Raw genomic sequence first — 15,851 nt, forward strand, 5'->3', positions numbered from 1 at the left:
GTCCCTCGGGGCGGCCATTTTCTTATGCCGGGGGGGAATCTCCTGTGGCGGCGCCGCAGCACGGTGACCACCAGCGCACCGATGACCTTAAAGCGGGTCGGCCGTTCGCCCAGGATGACAAAGGCCAGCGCCATGATGAAAAATGCCTGGGTGTGCAGCACCAGCGACGAAAGGCCCGCCGACATTCCCCAGGCAATCGAGAGATGATGGAAGCCATGCAGCGCAAAGCCGAAGGCCAGCCCGAACCCCGCCACCGGATACCACGGCGCCCCGGGCGGCCGGATAAACAGAAGGGCTGGAAAGGCCGCGGCGCAGAAGCGCAAGATAGCCGCCAGAATCGGCAGCAGCGCTTCCACGCCGAGCTTGATGACGACGAAGTTGAAGCCCCAGATGGCGACGACCAGCGAGGCGACAAGAACTTGGCGAATGGGCGTCAGATCGTCCGCGGCCGCGTGAACAGGCGGGCGCCGAAGACGTTAAGCAGCAGCCCGGCAAACACTAAAATGCTGCCCACCACTTCGATCATGGTGATGACCTCGCGGAGCAGCAGATAGGCAAAGCCGATGCCGAACACCGGGACCAGCAGCGAAAACGGCGCGATCAAGCCGGCAGGATAACGCTTGAGCAGGTAGCTCCACAGGCCAAAGCCAATGATCGTCGCAACATAGCCGTTGAACAGCACGATACCGACAGTGCGCGGGCTAATCGCGACGAACGCTGCGCTGATAGCAGCCGGCCCTTCGACTAGCAGCGACAGCGCAAGCAGCGGCATGATGGGCACGAGGCTGCCCCAGACCACGAAAGACAGCATGTCGATCTGCCCGGCCTTTTTGGAGGCGATATTGGCAACGCCCCAGAAAAGCGCGGCAAGCACGACCATCAGCAGCGGCACCAGCGCCGTGATCTCGAAGCGCTCGGTGGCGATGACGCCGATCCCGGCAATGGCCACCAGCGCCCCAAGCGCCTGCATGCGGCCGAGCTTTTCGCCGAGGAACAGCATGGCCAGCGCGATGGTGAAGAAGGCCTGGGTCTGGATGATCAGCGAAGCGAGACCCGCCGGCATGCCCAGCTTGATGGCCGAGAACAGCAGGCCGAACTGTGCCAGGCCAATCGCCAGCCCATAGATGACCAGCGTGCCGGTTTTGACCTGCGGCCGCCTGACGAAAAACACCATCGGCAGCGCCGCGCAAAGATATCGCAGCCCGGTCAGCAGCAGCGGCGGCACCTCTTCGACGCCCCATTTGATAAAGACGAAATTGAGCCCCCAGACCAGAACCACGAGCAGCGCCAGGAGAAGGTCACGAAGGGAGAGCATGAAGATGGACCTAAAACCGTTCGAGCGGCTGCTTTCCTCTCCCCATCGGGGAGAGGGTGGCTCGCCGTAAGGCGAGACGGGTGAGGGGGATGTTTCCTCCTACCCAGGCTCGTGGCATCGGCACCCTCCCCCTCATCCGACGCTGCGCGCCGACTTCTCCCCGATGGGGAGAAGAAAGAGAGAAGGGAAACTAAGCTGCCTTGCGCGACTGAAGTCCGCGGGCGATCAGTTCTTCGGCGATCTGGATGGTGTTGAGCGCGGCGCCCTTGCGCAGGTTGTCCGAGACAACCCAGATATTGAGCCCGTTCTCGATGGTCGAATCCTCGCGGATGCGCGACACGAACGTGTCGTATTCGCCCACGGTTTCGACCGGGGTCGCGTAGCCACCGGGCTCGCGCTTGTCGAGCACCGAAATGCCGGGTGCGTCGCGCAGGATATCGCGGGCTTCGTCAGCCGAAATCGGGTTTTCGAACTCGATATTGACGGCTTCGGAATGGCCGACGAACACCGGCACGCGCACGGCGGTGCAGGTCACCTTGATCTTGGGATCGAGGATCTTCTTGGTTTCGGCCAGCACCTTCCACTCTTCCTTGGTGTAGCCGTCTTCCATAAACACATCGATGTGGGGGATGACGTTGAAGGCGATCTGCTTGGGAAAGACGTTGCCGTTGCCCGGGCTGTCGTTGACGAAAATGCCCTTGGTCTGGTTCCACAGCTCGTCGACGCCATCCTTGCCGGCGCCGGACACCGACTGGTAAGTCGAGACGACGACGCGCTTGATCTTGGCGAAGTCGTGCAGGGGCTTCAGCGCCACAACCAATTGGGCGGTCGAGCAGTTCGGATTGGCAATGATATTGCTGCGCTTGGCATCGGCCAGCCAGCGGTCGAGCACGTGACCGTTGACCTCCGGCACGACCAGCGGCACGTCCGAATGGTAGCGCCAGTAGCTCGAATTATCGATGACGATGCAGCCCGAGGCGGCAATGCGCGGCGCCCAGTCCTTGGAGATTGTGCTGCCAGCCGACATAATGGCGAAATCGACGCCCTTGAAGTCGAAATCGTCGAGGTTCTTGGCCTTGAGGATCTTGTCACCAAAGGAAATTTCGCGGCCGATCGAGCGCGAAGAAGCCAGCGCGATCACTTCGTCCGCGGGGAACTTGCGCTCCGCCAGAATATTGAGAACTTCACGGCCCACATTGCCCGTGGCACCGACGACTGCGACGCGATAACCCATTTTTTTGGAACTCCAGTCCCTTGCCAATTCCGCCCCCGCACGATGCCTTGCATCGCGGTCCGTGCTTTGAGCCTCTCCCCGTCGGGAGGCGACCCGGGGAAAAGCGTCAGGCGGTTTTGGTGGTTTTGGTCATGAGTGCAGCGACGCCACCGGTGATGAACCGGGTGGTTGCGAGGTCCGCAATGTCGAAAGCGCTGGCCATCATTGACTGCTTGGTTTGAAAAGCAGGCGAACTCATACGCCCAAATAGGAATTAGTCAATTGCCCTGCGACTAGACAAAAGGCGCGCTTTGCATTGATGCGGCTTTGCAACAAACGGCGTGTTAAGAGAGGCTTAACGCAGTATCTTGTTGCGGCGTTAGCAGCTGTGGTCATGAGATGGCCGCGTATGTGGGAGTGGTCTATGCGTTCAGCAATTGCTGCAGGTCTTGGTTTGGCGATGCTGGTTGGCAGCGGCGCCATGGCACAGGACACTGCACTGTATTTTAGCCCGACCCTCACCAGCGAATTCAGCGCACCCAGCGCCTTTGACGGGCTTTATGCCGGCGTGCTGGCCGGACCGATCTCGGCCCGCAAGAACAATTTCAATACCGTGGGCGCCGATATCCGGCCCGAGTTTGGCGGCGTCGTGGGCTGGAACCAGCCAATAGCGCCCGGCGTCATTGCAGGCGGTGAAATCCAGGCGACCGTGGCGACGGACTTTTCTTCCTCGGCCTATCTCCGGCTGATGGCGCTGGCGCGGCTCGGCTTTGCCGCCGGCGACAATACATTGATTTATGTGCTGGGCGGCGCTGGCCGCCTGGGTGAAAGCTGGGCCTTCGAGGCCGGCATTGGTGCCGAAGTCATGGTGACCTCCAATATGGCCCTGCGGCTCGAAGCTGCAGGCATCGGCCAGCTTGGCCCGGTGCCCAATGGCAATAATATCCCGGCGATTTCGGCGATGCGTATCACCTCGGGCGCCATCTGGCAGCTCGACGGCGCGCCGGCCGCAACGACCTTCAATTCCGGTCCGGTGACCGATTTTTCCGGTCGTTACGCTGGTATCAATATCGGCGGCTTCACCGATCCGCAGTTCAACTTCCTCGCGGATTATGGCTATGGCTACCACCTGAGTCGCTTCGAAATGGGTGGCTTTGCCGGCTATAATCACGCGCTCAACGAGATGTTCCGCGCTGGTATCGAAGTGCAGCTTGGCGCCAATTACGACACATCCGGCGATGCGGGGATCGATCTGCTTGCCTTGGGCAAGCTGGGCGTGGTGCCCACCCCGGGGGTGCAGGTCTATGCTGCTGGCGGCCTCGGCGCCGTCGAAGGCAAAGGCGCCTATGTGCTCGGCGGCGGCGTCGAATATGCGCTGTGGGGCCAAGCCAGCCTTCGCGGCGAGGCATTGATCCTCGGCCGTATGGACGGACAACCTGGGCTGACCGGCGTGTCCGGGCCCAGCACATCCAAGGTCACCATTGGCACGGTGTGGCACTTCGACTAAGAGGCGTCCCAAAGCGCGGCCAGTAACCCTCATCCTGAGCTTGTCGAAGAACGAGGATGTGCCCATATCGTGCCACGACCTTGTGGTTCGATGGGCTAACCATGAGGTCTACTGTTGACCATGCGCCCGTGTTCAACACGCAGGATTTGCCATGCCCCACTATGATGTCGTGATCCTCGGTGCCGGCGCGGCCGGCATGATGGCGAGCATCGAAGCCGGGCGGCGCGGACGCTCGGTTCTACTGGTCGACCACGCCAAGTACGCTGGCGAGAAAATTCGCATTTCGGGTGGCGGGCGCTGCAATTTCACTAATGTGAATGCCACAGTGGACAAGGGCCGCGACCGCTTTCTGAGCCAGAACCCGCGCTTTGCGCTGTCGGCACTAAGCCGTTACACGCCCGAGATGTTCATCGCCATGGTACGCGACCACGGCATCACGTTTCATGAAAAGACCCTGGGCCAGTTGTTTTGCGACGGGCCGGCGACGCAGATCAACACCATGTTGCTGGGCGAGATGCGCAAGGCGGGCGTCACCATGGTTTTGGAAACCGAAATCGAAAGCGTCAGCAAGGACGACACCGGCTTCGCCCTGCGGCTTTCTACCTCGTCGGTCACTTGCGAGAGCCTGATTGTCGCCACCGGGGGCAAGTCCATCCCCAAGATGGGCGCCACGGGTCTGGGCTATCAGCTGGCGGCCCAGTTCGGCCTGCGGCTGACCGATACCCGCCCGGCTCTGGTGCCGCTGACCTTCGAGACCGGAGCGCTGGACAAGCTCAAGGAACTCTCGGGCATTGCCGCCGACGCCATCGTCAGTCACGGCAAGACCAAGTTCGAAGAGGCGCTGCTGTTTACCCATCGTGGGCTGTCGGGGCCGTCGATTTTGCAGATCTCGTCCTATTGGCGCGAGGGCGATGCCATCGAGGTCGACCTGCTGCCGCATCAGGATGCCGGCGAGGTGTTGCGCGCCGCCCGCCAGGCGACGCCGAGACTGCAGGTGCAGACGGTGATCGGCAGCGTCTTGCCCCAGAAGCTGGCGCGATTGCTCGGCGATGAGCTCGACATGACCGGAATGGTCGGGGATTTTTCCGACAAGAAGCTGGCGCAGGTGGAGCAGAAGCTCAAGGCGTGGAGCCTCAAGCCTGTCGGCTCGGAGGGCTATCGCACCGCCGAAGTGACGCTGGGCGGCGTCGATACTCGCGATCTCGATGCCAAGACGCTGGGCGCCCGCGACGTGCCAGGACTGTATTTCGTCGGCGAAGTGGTCGACGTCACCGGCTGGCTCGGTGGCTATAATTTCCAGTGGGCCTGGGCCTCGGGCTGGGCCGCAGGGCAGGCCGCTTAGGCGTCAAAGCGTCTCGCTATCATCGCAATTTGCCGATAGTACGCGGGCAAACGACCATACAGGACCTTGCCATGGCTGCCCCCTTCGCCCTGTCGCTGCAGGATCTTGCCCCTATCGCCGAGGGTACCTCGACGCCGCAGGCTATGCAGGAAACCATCTTGCTGGCGCAGGAAGCCGACCGGCTGGGCTACACGCGCCTGTGGTACGCCGAACACCACGGCATGCCGTCGATCGCCTCCTCGGTCCCGGAAATCCTGATCGGCAGCGCCGCGGCGCACACAAAGAACCTGCGGATCGGTTCCGGCGGCGTGATGCTGCTTAACCACGCCCCGCTGCGCATCGCGGAGGCCTATCGTACGCTCGAGGGCCTGTTTCCCGGCCGCATCGATTTGGGACTGGGACGTGCGCCGGGTGGCGACGGCTATGCGATGCGGGCGCTGCGCAGTGGCGGCGGCGAGGAATTCTCGACCTACCTGGCCGAACTCATGGCCTTTGACGAGGATAGCTTTCCGCCCGAACACCCCTATTCGCGCGTGCCGGTGTCGCCCGGTGGCATTCGTCTGCCGCCAATGTGGCTGCTCGGCTCGTCAGGCGCCAGCGCCTCCGCGGCTGGACAATTGGGCATCGGCTATGCCTTCGCCGCCCATTTCAGCCACACGCCCCCTGCCCCGGCCTTCGAAGCCTATCGCTACGCGTTCCAGGCCACCGGCGCCTTCCCCAAGCCGCAGACCATGATGTGCGTCTCCGTGGTCTGCGCACCGACCGACGAAGAGGCCAAATATCTATCCTATTCGCAGGCCGTGCAATGGGCGCTGTTCATGACCGGCGAACAACGCCGGCTGATGAGCCCCGAAGGGGCGCACAAGGTGGTGCTGACGCCACAGCAGCAGGGCGTCATCGATCATCAGTCCTCGCTGTGGATCGTCGGCTCGCCCGAGACGGTGCGCGATACGATTTTGGCAAAAGCCGAAGCCAGCGACGTGGACGAGGTGATGATCACCACGACCCTGCACAGCTATGGGCTGCGCAGACGGAGCTATGGGTTGGTGGCGAAGGTGTTTGGTATTGAGCCAAGGGGCTAGACGCTAAAGAGCGGTAACTATCTCTCCGCCGGGGGAGAGATCGGCGCGTCAGCGCCGGGTGAGGGGTTCAGCCGTCGGCTAATACGTGGCGACACAACCGAACTCAGAACCCCTCACCCTCCCTCTCCTCTGAGGGGGAAGAGGCTATGCAGGAGCCGAAGCAACTGAGGTCATCCCAGCCTGCGCCCGGGAAACGAGGTGGTCAGGCTAGGAACCTGCTGCGCCGATCCGGGCGGTAACTTCGATTTCGATCTTCATGCCGGCTTCGATCATCTGCACGATCAGCATGGAGGCGGCCGGGCGGATGTCCTTAAACACCGGGCCGACAGCGGCAACGACGGCATTCACCTCAGTGCGGTCGCCGATGTAATAGACCACCCGCACCGTATCCTCGATCGACGAGCCGGCTTCCTTGAGCGCCTTGTCGATGGTCGCCAGCGCATTGGCCGCCTGCTGGCCGATATCGTCGGGCATGGTCATCGTCGCATAGTCATAGCCGGTGGTGCCGGAGACATAGACGGTGTCCCCATGCCGCACGGCACGGGAATAGCCGAAGGTCGCTTCGAAGGGCGAGCCGGTAGAAACGCGCTGTACCATTTTATCTCTCAGAGCCAGGGGCGGTCGGTCGCCATCATGTTTTCAAACGTGGTGATCGACGGGTCGGACTTCAGCGTGCCGGCGATATCGTCGAGGCCTTCGAGCAGGATCTGCTTGCGGGTCGGATCGATGTCGAAATGCAGCGTGCCGCCATCCGGCCCCTTGATAGTCTGGGCTTCCAGATCGACGGTCAGCGTCGCATTGGAGCCGCGCTCGGCATCGTCGAGCAGCAGCTTGAGCTGTTCGGGCGAGACCACCAGCGGCAAGATGCCATTCTTGAAGCAGTTATTATAGAAAATGTCGGCGAAGCTGGTGGAAATAACGCAGCGAATTCCGAAATCCAGCAACGCCCATGGAGCGTGCTCGCGCGACGAACCACAGCCGAAATTGTCGCCGGCCACGATGATGGTGGCGCCGCGATAGGCCGGCTTGTTCAGCACGAAATCGGGGTTTTCAGTACCATCCTCATGATAGCGCATCTCGCTGAACAGCGCCGTGCCAAGACCCGTCCGCTTGATGGTCTTGAGGTACTGCTTGGGGATGATCATGTCGGTGTCGATATTGATGATCGGCAGGGGAGCCGAGACACCGGTCAGGGTGGTGAACTTGTCCATGGAGCAGAAAACCTCGCTTTGACCAAGGTCATGGCGCAAAAGCGAGGTTGCGGTCAAGTCGAGAAGCGTACTCTCGGGTACGCCCCTTGCATTTATCAGGCCGCCAGGCTTTCCCTTGCGCTGACGCCGAGCATCAGGTTGAGGTTCTGCACGGCGGCGCCGGATGCGCCCTTGCCGAGGTTGTCATACACCGCCACCAGCACGGCCTGAGCGCGGGCGTCATTGGCGAACACGTGCAAGGTCATGGTGTTACTGTCGTTATGCGCCTGCGGATCGAGCGCCGGGGACTTGCCCAGCGCCGGGTCATACGGCGCCACCACGACGAAGCTGTCCGTGATCGCGGCGAAATGATCGGCGATGGCAGCGTGCAATTCCTTGCCGCTCGGCACCTTGGCCAGCTGGCCTAGCTGCAGCGGCACGAAGGTGGTCATGCCCTGGGCGAAATCGCCGACGGTCGGCACGAACAGCGGCGCGGCGGAGAGACCGGTGTAACGGGTCATTTCCGGCACATGCTTGTGATTGAAGGTCAGGCCATAGGCCATGAACTGGCTGGCGTGGTCGCCGGCCGCCTCATACTCGGCGATCATCTGCTTGCCGCCGCCGCTATAGCCCGAGATTCCATTGTAGCTGACGGCATAGTCTACGGGCAGCAGACCGGCCGCGATCAATGGCCGCACATTGGCGATCAGGCCCTGCGGCCAGCATCCAGGATTGGCCACGAAGCGCGCCTTGGCGATCACCTCCGACTGGCCCTTGTCCATTTCGGCAAAGCCATAGGCCCAGTTCGGATCGACGCGATAGGCGGTCGAGGCATCGATCACCCGCGTGGTGCCGTTGTCGATCAGCGACACGCTTTCCTTGGCCGCATCGTCGGGCAGGCAGAGGATGGCGACATCGGCGGCATTGAGCAGCCGCTTGCGCTCATCCTGGTCCTTGCGTTTGTCGGCGGCGATGGACAGCACTTCGAGGTCGCGCCGGCCGGCCAGACGATCGCGGATCTGCAGACCGGTGGTCCCGGCTTCCCCATCGATGAAAATCTTGGCGACCATTGGCTTATCTCCAGTTCGGCAGCGTAAATGGACCTAGCGCATGACGAGGTCAAGACGTGGGCGCCGCCCCTGTTGTCATTGCCTGCCGAGGATGGCAATGCTTTGACCAAGTTGAGCATAGGAGCATCGCCATGACCCCTCATAACCACGCCAAAGCGGGTGACTATGCCGAGGCGGTGCTGCTGCCGGGCGATCCGCTGCGCGCCAAGTGGATTGCCGAAACGTTTTTCGACGACGCCAAGCTGGTCAATTCGGTGCGCAACTGCCTTGGCTATACTGGCACCTGGAAGGGCAAGTCGGTCTCGGTACAGGCCTCGGGCATGGGGCAGCCGTCGCTGGCCATTTACGTGCACGAGCTGATCAACGTCTATGGGGTGAAAACGCTGATCCGCGTCGGCACCTGTGGCGGGCTCAATGCCAAGGTCAAGGTGCGCGACCTGATTCTCGCGCAAGGCGCGTCGACCGACAGCTCCATCGTCAAGGGACGGTTTGGCGCCTTCAATTTTGCGCCCATCGCCGATTTTGAACTGCTCCGTTCGGCGGCCAGCAAGGCCGAGGAAAAGGGCATGCGCTATCACGCCGGCAATATGCTGAGCTCAGACATTTTCTACCATGCCGACGGCATGGCCGGTTACGACAAGCTGCCGGAGCATGGCGTGCTCGGCGTCGAGATGGAGGCCGCAGCGCTGTATACTTTGGCGGCGCGGTTTGGGGTGAAGGCGCTGACGATTTGCACGATGACCGATTGTTTGATCACCAAGGAGGAGATCGACGCGGAGCAACGGCAGACGTCGTTGCGGGATATGGTGGAAGTGGCGCTGGATGTGGCGGTGGAGGGGTAGGAAGAGTCGTTCTGGGTACCCCCACCTGGCCTCCCCCTGATGAGGGGGGAGGGACTTCATCGAGTTTGAAGCTCTATTCAGCCTCGTATGCCGAATGGCACCTCCCGCTTTAAGGGGGAGGCTGGGTGGGGTGTGGTTTAGCCACGATATTGGGGCCAATCGCCCCCTCCCTTGATCCCTCCCCCTCGAGGGGAGGGTGTCGACTGCACACTCACCGAACCGTCATCCACCCCCGCAAAACTCGCCCATATTCTGCCAGGATGGCTGTGCTAACGTGTCCTTAACACTGGGGGCCGTTTCACATGCAATTGAAGCCGAATGCCTATCGCCTGCACGAGACCGTCAAGGGCGTCGAGACGATGACCCGCTTTGCCCTGGCGGTGCTGGCGCTGGCATCGGGCGTTTACACCTACCTGGGCGTGCGCGGTATTCTCGATGGCTCGGCAACCTTCGTGTTCTTTGCCGCCATCATCTATTCGGCGGCCGTGTCGGTCGCCATCTATGCGTTCTGGAGCTTCATGCTGCGGTTTGTGCCGCTGGTCACCAATGGGGTGCAGCGCGTCGGGCTGTTCGTCACCATGGCCATCGGCTGCGTGATGATCGTGGCGATGAGCGCCTGGCTCAATGCGGCAGCACTGGCTGGCTCGGCCGCCACCGAGCAGCATATGGCGATAACGCTGCAGGGCTATGCCGAAGACCTCGACCTGGCCCATTCCAATGCCCTGGCGGCGCAAAGCCTGCTGCCCGACGTGCAGCGCGCGGCTGAGCGCTTCAGCGGCCTCGCCGCCGACGAGCGCGAATCCGGCGCCCTGACCGGCACGACGGGCTCGGGCAGCGTGGTCCAATTGCTGACGCAGATGGGCTCGCAGATGAACCAGCTAGCTGCTACCATTACCGGCAGCCGAGACGAGGTCGCGCTGCAGTTCGAGCAGGGTTCGGCCCGTCTGGCCACCATGCGTGAATTGGTCTCGACGCCGGGAGCCATAGAGCCGCGCGCCGACAGTTTCCAGACCGAGGCAGTGCAGCTTTCCGCAGTGATCGCGGCTTTGCAGCAGACCGGCGTTGCCGCATCGGTGAAGCGTGCTTCGGCTGATTTGAGCGCCGGTTTCATCGCGCCGGTCGCCAACGGCCAAAGCGCCGATCTGATCAATCGACAGGACCAGGTAATGGAAACCGTGCGCGCCTCGGTCGCCGCGCAATCGGCGGCCTTGACCACGGCTGCGGACGAAATCCTCGCCACGCCGGTTGTCGAGCAGCGCCGCTTTGTGCCGCTGTCGAGCGCCGAGGCGGTGATCCGTTACTGGCAGGACTTCATTCCGAGCTGGGCCGGGGCTATTTCCATCGATCTGCTGCCGGTGGTGCTGGTGCTCGTCCTGATGATCGTCAACGACGCCATGCGTAAGGATTCGGAATCGCTGGAGGAGGCCGAGAACATCACCGCCGCCGAAATGTTGCGCGCCATGGCGCTGTTCCGCCAGATGGAGGCTGCTGGCATCGACGTGTCGACCGGCAAGCCCAAACCAGTTCCGGCAGCTGAACTTATCGACCCGCCGGTTGTAGCCGAGATTGCGCCTGACGATGCAACGGTGACGCCAATCGACGCCGCGCAGCGCAAGCGCACCGATGGGCCCCGCCCGGCATGAAAAGCGATGCCAACGCCCGCAGCGCCGGCGGGCCTTTCTATCGCGGCCTGATCGAGCGCATCGCAGCGGTCGATGACGGCAACATCCTACGCGTGGCATTCTTTGCGCTGTTGGCCGGAACCGCCTCGGTGCTGTTCGTCGACTTTCGCGAACTGACCGAGAGCGAGGGCGCGGCCTTGGCCGTGCCGATGCAGCCCATTTTGCCGCCGTTCAATCCGGACGGGCCCGCCGATGGCGCCAATCCCAATGTGACCACCAGCCCGCAACTGCTGGAGCAGCCGCTGGAAATTGCGCTGGGTACCGGCGGCGAACTCAAGCTGACTGGCTCCATCGATGTAGGCTCGGCCGAACGCTTTGCCGACGAGATTGAAGCGCGCGGCGAATACGTCCAGACTGTGGTTCTCGATTCGCCAGGAGGATCGGTTATGGATGCGCTCGCCATCGGCAGTCTGATCCATGACAACGGCCTTGCAACCAAGGTCGCTGCAGGCTCGCTTTGTGCCTCATCCTGCCCGATAATTTTTGCCTCCGGCGCCGAGCGGATCGCCAGCACCGAAGCCGCTATCGGCGTACACCAGATTTATGCAGCTGCGCTCGGCGGCGATGCGCAGGACGCGATGCGCGTTGCCGGCACGGCGATGAGCGGCGCCCAGACTACGACGGCCGAGATCATCACCCACCTGACCAAGACCGGCGTCGATCCGGCACTGTGGCTGCATGCCCTCGAAACGCCGCCGGACCGCCTTTACTATTTCACCCCAGAGGAGATGACGCGTCTCAAGCTTGTCACGGAATTCGTCGAGAATTGAAGTGCCTGCAATGGAACCGGTGGAGGACCGGACCATTACCAAGGGATAATAGACATAATTGGCGGGGAGGCCAAAAATGACTCAACTACATACACTGACACGTCATCGCGACATCCAAAACTGGGTGACCGACCGCCATGGCATTCCGGCTATCGCCCGGGTGCGCAATCGCTTCGGGGAGGAGCGGGCGCAACTCAAGCTCAGCTTCCAGAAACGCAACAAGACACTGATGGCAAGCGAGGATGACGGCATGAGCCCGTGCTCATGGACGGCATGGCTCGCGGAGTTAGATCGGCAGCAACTGGCGCTGCAGGTGGATGTGGCGGCGGACGGGTTCGAACTGGTGGAGCGCCGGTCGAACTAGCGCTGTCCATTTTCCACTTCAGTCGCCACACCCACGATGTCACCCCGGCATTGAGCCGGGGCCCATCCTGAGATGTTGCGTATAGCCGCAAGGTCTATTGTTTGGATCACCTTGCGGCTGCGGTACCATCTCGAGATGGATCCCGGATCAGGTCCGGGATGACATCGAGCTTAGGACTGGCATTGCGGAATCCTTGGGTTCGGGGTCAATAGGCGAAATCCTTGATTGATCCCGAGCCGGCATGACCCGTTCCCAGATTGCCCTTGTACTGCATGCGTTGGCGCTGATTGGCGCCATGTTTGTGCTGGTGCCGAAACTCACTGCGATCGATGGGCCGTATGGTTATCTGCTGTCGCTGGCGTTTTATTGGCTGGTTTTCTGCCTGCCGGTCATTTCACTGCATGTCTGGAAACAGCGGGATGGTCGGCTGTTTTCTGAGCGGCTCGCATGGCGGGACTGGATTGTTCCTGGGCTGCTGTTGCTGCAGGTCGGCGTCATCGGTGCCATTGGCCTGGTACCACATACCGCCCTGCTGACCAGTCACGGCGCCCTACTGGCCACCGCTGTCGCGTTGATCAATGGACCGCTGGAAGAGACCGCGTGGCGGGGCGGCTTCATGACCGAATTTCGCGACAAGCCAAGGCTTGGCTTCTGGCTTGGATGGGTGCTGTTTACCGCCTGGCACATTCCACTGACACTCAGCCACAACGTCAGCTTCGAGGGTGGGTGGATGGCTCTGGTGGGTGGGGCGGCCGTGCTGGGGCTGCTGTGGAGCTGGATCGCCTGGCGCACCGGATCGGTGTTTTGGACTTCGATCGCCCATGTGTTGACCAATATCCTGACCTTCTGGGTGCTGTTCAACGCCAATGGATTCGTGGCGCCTCACCTATAGTCTGGCTTGCGCCCGGCGATAAAATCCCGCTATGTGCGGCAAAGGCGTAACCATCAGTACGGCGAGGAGCACACCGTGGCCACCCATTCCCTATTCCTGTTGCCAGGCGACGGCATCGGCACCGAAATCATGGTCGAAGTCGAAAAGCTCATTAACTGGACCAATAGCGAGCAACTCACCGATTTCTCGACCGACAGCGGCCTTGCCGGCGGCGCCGCCTATGACAAATATCAGGTCGCCATCACCGACGAGGACACCGAAAAGGCCAAGGCGGCTGACGCGGTGATCTTTGGCGCCGTGGGCGGTCCCAAGTGGGACAACGTGCCCTACGAGCACCGCCCCGAGGCGGCCCTGCTGCGTCTGCGCAAGGAAATGGCCGTGTTCGCCAACCTGCGCCCCGCAATCTGCTATCCGGCGTTGGCCGACGCCTCGTCGCTGAAGCGCGAGCTGGTCGAAGGCCTCGATATCTTGATCGTGCGCGAGCTGACCGGCGGCGTGTATTTTGGCGAGCCCAAAACCATTACCGATCTCGGTGAAGGCCAGAAGCGCGCCATCGACACCCAGGTTTACGAGACGTATGAAATCGACCGTATCGCCCGCGTCGCGTTTGATCTGGCACGCACCCGCAACAACAAGGTGCATTCGGCCGACAAGAAGAACGTCATGAAATCCGGCGTGCTGTGGGACGAAGTGGTCAAGGGCATCGGCAAGGATTATCCCGATGTCGAACTGCACCACATCCTCGCTGACAATGCCGCGATGCAGCTGGTGCGAAACCCCAAGCAGTTCGACGTCATGGTCACCGATAACCTGTTCGGGGACATCCTCAGCGACGTCGCCGCCATGCTGACCGGCTCGCTCGGCATGCTGCCGTCCGCCTCGCTCGGCGCGCCCGATGCGGCCACCGGCAAGCGCAAGGCGTTCTACGAGCCCGTACACGGCTCGGCGCCCGACATTGCCGGCAAGGGCATCGCCAACCCGATCGCCATGATCGCGTCGGTGGCGATGGCATTGCGCTATTCGTTTGGACAGATCGAGCTGGCGACCAAGATCGAGAACGCCATTTCGGCGGTGTTGAGCGATGGGTTGAGGACTGGGGATATCGCCCAGGACAACCGCAAGACCGTCGGCACCGAAGAAATGGGCGCGGCGATTTTGGCCAAGCTGAAGGCTTAGCTGGCTTTGTACCGCGTAAGCGGCGACAAGAAGGACTTCAGGACATCGAAGTCCTTCACATCGCCGAAGCTGGCAGCAGACATGTCCGATGGATCAAAGACCACCGCGACGTCTTCACTGCCCAACACAGCAAATGCGCGCTTAGCAAACGAATTGGTGTCGAGGCCTGACTCGACTAAGAAGAACGATGTGGTGCGGTCCCAATATCCGAGACCGTCTTCACGGACATTGTCAATTAGACGTTGACGCCGCTCATCGTAAGTCTTGTTGCCAATGATTTTGTTCGCGATCGTGAACGTTACGCAATAGACGGACATCTTGAGACCTGTGGTTATGGAACATATAGCGAACATGCTCCTGAGTCTCTCAAAGAGTCAATGAAACGTAAAAAAGCCCCGGTGTTTCCACCGGGGCTTTTCATTGTGGCTTGCGCCTGGAGCTTACTCGGCAGCGGCTTCTTCAGTGGCTGGAGCTTCTTCCTTGGGGGCGTTCCTGGCTTCTTCGGCAGCAGCAACCTTGGCAGCACGCTCGTCGGCGCGGGCAGTAGCCTTTTCGCCGGGGATAGCCTTTTCAGGGTTGTTGCGCGCTTCGCGCTTCAGCAGGCCGGCAACGTCGAGGAAACGCAGCACGCGGTCGGTTGGCTGGGCGCCGACTTCGAGCCAATGCTTGGCACGCTCGGTGTTCAGTACGACGCGGCCTTCGTTGTCCTTGGCCAGCAGCGGGTTGAACGTGCCCAGCTTCTCGATGAAGCGGCCATCGCGGGGCGAACGGGCATCGGCAACGACGATGTGGTAGAATGGGCGCTTCTTGGTGCCACCACGGGCAAGACGGAGTTTCAGGGCCATTTTGGTATCCTAGGTTTTGGTTGAACGATTATTTCTTCTTGCCCAGGCCGGGGAGGCCGGGGAAACGGGGAGCGCCACCCAGACCGGGCAGACCCGATCCGGAGGACTTGAACAGGGCGCCGACATCGCTGGGCAGCTTTTCGGCAAGCTGGGGCGTCTGCACCGAAGGCAGGCCCTTGAGCTGATTGGGATCTATGCCGGCCTGGCGGGCCATGGCTTCGAGCTGCGCGGGGTCCATCTTGGACATATCGGGCATGCCGCCGAGCATGCTGCCCATTTTGCCGCCGAACATGCCGCCAAGCGCGCCCATGCCGCCCTTGGAGACCTTTTTCATCATATCCGCCATCTGGCGGTGTTGCTTGGCGAGCTTGTTGATCTCCGAAACTTCGACGCCTGCGCCGGCAGCTATACGCTTGCGGCGGCTGGCATTGAGCAGATCGGGCTCGGCGCGCTCTTTTTTCGTCATCGAGTTGATTATGGCGATCTGGCGATCGAACACCTTTTCGTCGACGTTGGAATTGGCCATGGCCTTCTTGATCTGGCCCATGCCGGGCATCATGC

At 61.7% G+C, this 15,851-nt stretch carries 16 protein-coding genes and 2 pseudogenes; 9 read left to right on the forward strand and 9 right to left on the reverse strand.

Going from position 1 to position 15,851, the window contains the following annotated elements; all coding sequences use genetic code 11:
- Positions 1-74: 74 nt before the first annotated feature.
- From WH91_RS26085 to WH91_RS08615, 3 genes and pseudogenes are all read right to left on the reverse strand, one after another.
- Positions 75-437: pseudogene (locus tag WH91_RS26085) on the reverse strand (EamA family transporter); the annotation flags it as partial.
- A complete protein-coding gene (locus tag WH91_RS08610) occupies positions 434-1,315 on the reverse strand; it encodes an EamA family transporter (RefSeq protein WP_046170588.1) in 882 nt (293 codons plus the stop codon). The pseudogene WH91_RS26085 and the gene WH91_RS08610, both read right to left, overlap by 4 nt.
- A gap of 190 nt (positions 1,316-1,505) precedes the next feature.
- Positions 1,506-2,549, reverse strand: coding sequence for an aspartate-semialdehyde dehydrogenase (locus tag WH91_RS08615; RefSeq protein ID WP_046170589.1), 1,044 nt, complete (start codon positions 2,547-2,549; stop codon positions 1,506-1,508).
- Positions 2,550-2,952: 403 nt separating this feature from the next.
- Here WH91_RS08615 and WH91_RS08620 point away from each other — a divergent pair, with 403 nt between their 5' ends.
- From WH91_RS08620 to WH91_RS08630, 3 genes are all read left to right on the forward strand, one after another.
- On the forward strand, positions 2,953-4,035 hold the full coding sequence (locus tag WH91_RS08620) for an outer membrane protein (RefSeq protein WP_046170590.1): 1,083 nt from the start codon (positions 2,953-2,955) through the stop codon (positions 4,033-4,035).
- Positions 4,036-4,186: 151 nt separating this feature from the next.
- Positions 4,187-5,377: a BaiN/RdsA family NAD(P)/FAD-dependent oxidoreductase gene (locus WH91_RS08625; protein WP_046170591.1), complete on the forward strand. Its 1,191-nt coding sequence runs from the start codon at positions 4,187-4,189 to the stop codon at positions 5,375-5,377.
- A gap of 71 nt (positions 5,378-5,448) precedes the next feature.
- A complete protein-coding gene (locus tag WH91_RS08630) occupies positions 5,449-6,459 on the forward strand; it encodes an LLM class flavin-dependent oxidoreductase (protein ID WP_046170592.1) in 1,011 nt (336 codons plus the stop codon).
- 207 nt (positions 6,460-6,666) lie between these two features.
- Here the strand turns inward: WH91_RS08630 and WH91_RS08635 are convergent, their stop codons facing one another.
- The 3 genes from WH91_RS08635 to argC form a co-directional block, all read right to left on the reverse strand.
- Positions 6,667-7,056 (reverse strand): RidA family protein, encoded by a 390-nt coding sequence (locus WH91_RS08635; RefSeq protein WP_046170593.1) that lies wholly within the window; start codon positions 7,054-7,056, stop codon positions 6,667-6,669.
- Between the two features lie 8 nt (positions 7,057-7,064).
- On the reverse strand, positions 7,065-7,670 hold the full coding sequence (gene leuD / locus WH91_RS08640) for a 3-isopropylmalate dehydratase small subunit (protein WP_046170617.1): 606 nt from the start codon (positions 7,668-7,670) through the stop codon (positions 7,065-7,067).
- A 95-nt stretch (positions 7,671-7,765) separates the two neighbouring features.
- Positions 7,766-8,719 (reverse strand): N-acetyl-gamma-glutamyl-phosphate reductase, encoded by a 954-nt coding sequence (gene argC, locus WH91_RS08645; RefSeq protein WP_046170594.1) that lies wholly within the window; start codon positions 8,717-8,719, stop codon positions 7,766-7,768.
- A 131-nt stretch (positions 8,720-8,850) separates the two neighbouring features.
- Between argC and deoD the strand changes: the two genes are divergently transcribed.
- The 6 genes from deoD to leuB all read left to right on the forward strand — a co-directional run bounded on the left by deoD (position 8,851) and on the right by leuB (position 14,445).
- On the forward strand, positions 8,851-9,561 hold the full coding sequence (gene deoD / locus WH91_RS08650) for a purine-nucleoside phosphorylase (RefSeq protein WP_046170595.1): 711 nt from the start codon (positions 8,851-8,853) through the stop codon (positions 9,559-9,561).
- Between the two features lie 302 nt (positions 9,562-9,863).
- On the forward strand, positions 9,864-11,204 hold the full coding sequence (locus WH91_RS08655) for a hypothetical protein (RefSeq protein WP_046170596.1): 1,341 nt from the start codon (positions 9,864-9,866) through the stop codon (positions 11,202-11,204).
- Complete coding sequence (locus WH91_RS08660; protein ID WP_046170597.1) at positions 11,201-12,013, forward strand: COG3904 family protein; 813 nt, start codon at positions 11,201-11,203, stop codon at positions 12,011-12,013. Before WH91_RS08655 ends, WH91_RS08660 begins: the two co-directional genes overlap by 4 nt.
- Positions 12,014-12,089: 76 nt before the next feature.
- Positions 12,090-12,377, forward strand: a complete 288-nt coding sequence (locus tag WH91_RS08665; RefSeq protein WP_046170598.1) for a hypothetical protein — start codon at positions 12,090-12,092, stop codon at positions 12,375-12,377.
- Positions 12,378-12,618: 241 nt separating this feature from the next.
- Positions 12,619-13,269 (forward strand): CPBP family intramembrane glutamic endopeptidase, encoded by a 651-nt coding sequence (locus tag WH91_RS08670; protein ID WP_046170599.1) that lies wholly within the window; start codon positions 12,619-12,621, stop codon positions 13,267-13,269.
- A gap of 75 nt (positions 13,270-13,344) precedes the next feature.
- Positions 13,345-14,445 carry a 3-isopropylmalate dehydrogenase gene (leuB, locus tag WH91_RS08675; protein ID WP_074797166.1) on the forward strand — a complete coding sequence of 367 codons (1,101 nt, stop codon included), beginning with the start codon at positions 13,345-13,347 and terminating at the stop codon, positions 14,443-14,445.
- On the opposite strand, the gene WH91_RS08680 is transcribed toward leuB, so the two are convergent.
- From WH91_RS08680 to WH91_RS08690, 3 genes and pseudogenes are all read right to left on the reverse strand, one after another.
- Complete coding sequence (locus WH91_RS08680) at positions 14,442-14,762, reverse strand: hypothetical protein (protein ID WP_074797168.1); 321 nt, start codon at positions 14,760-14,762, stop codon at positions 14,442-14,444. The two genes, leuB and WH91_RS08680, sit on opposite strands and share 4 nt — an antisense overlap.
- 123 nt (positions 14,763-14,885) lie before the next feature.
- Positions 14,886-15,290 (reverse strand): 30S ribosomal protein S16, encoded by a 405-nt coding sequence (gene rpsP, locus WH91_RS08685; RefSeq protein ID WP_046170601.1) that lies wholly within the window; start codon positions 15,288-15,290, stop codon positions 14,886-14,888.
- A 28-nt stretch (positions 15,291-15,318) separates the two neighbouring features.
- A pseudogene (locus tag WH91_RS08690) lies at positions 15,319-15,851 on the reverse strand (signal recognition particle protein); the annotation flags it as partial.

It is taken from the genome of Devosia psychrophila (assembly GCF_000971275.1).
In the GTDB taxonomy this organism is placed as follows: domain Bacteria; phylum Pseudomonadota; class Alphaproteobacteria; order Rhizobiales; family Devosiaceae; genus Devosia; species Devosia psychrophila.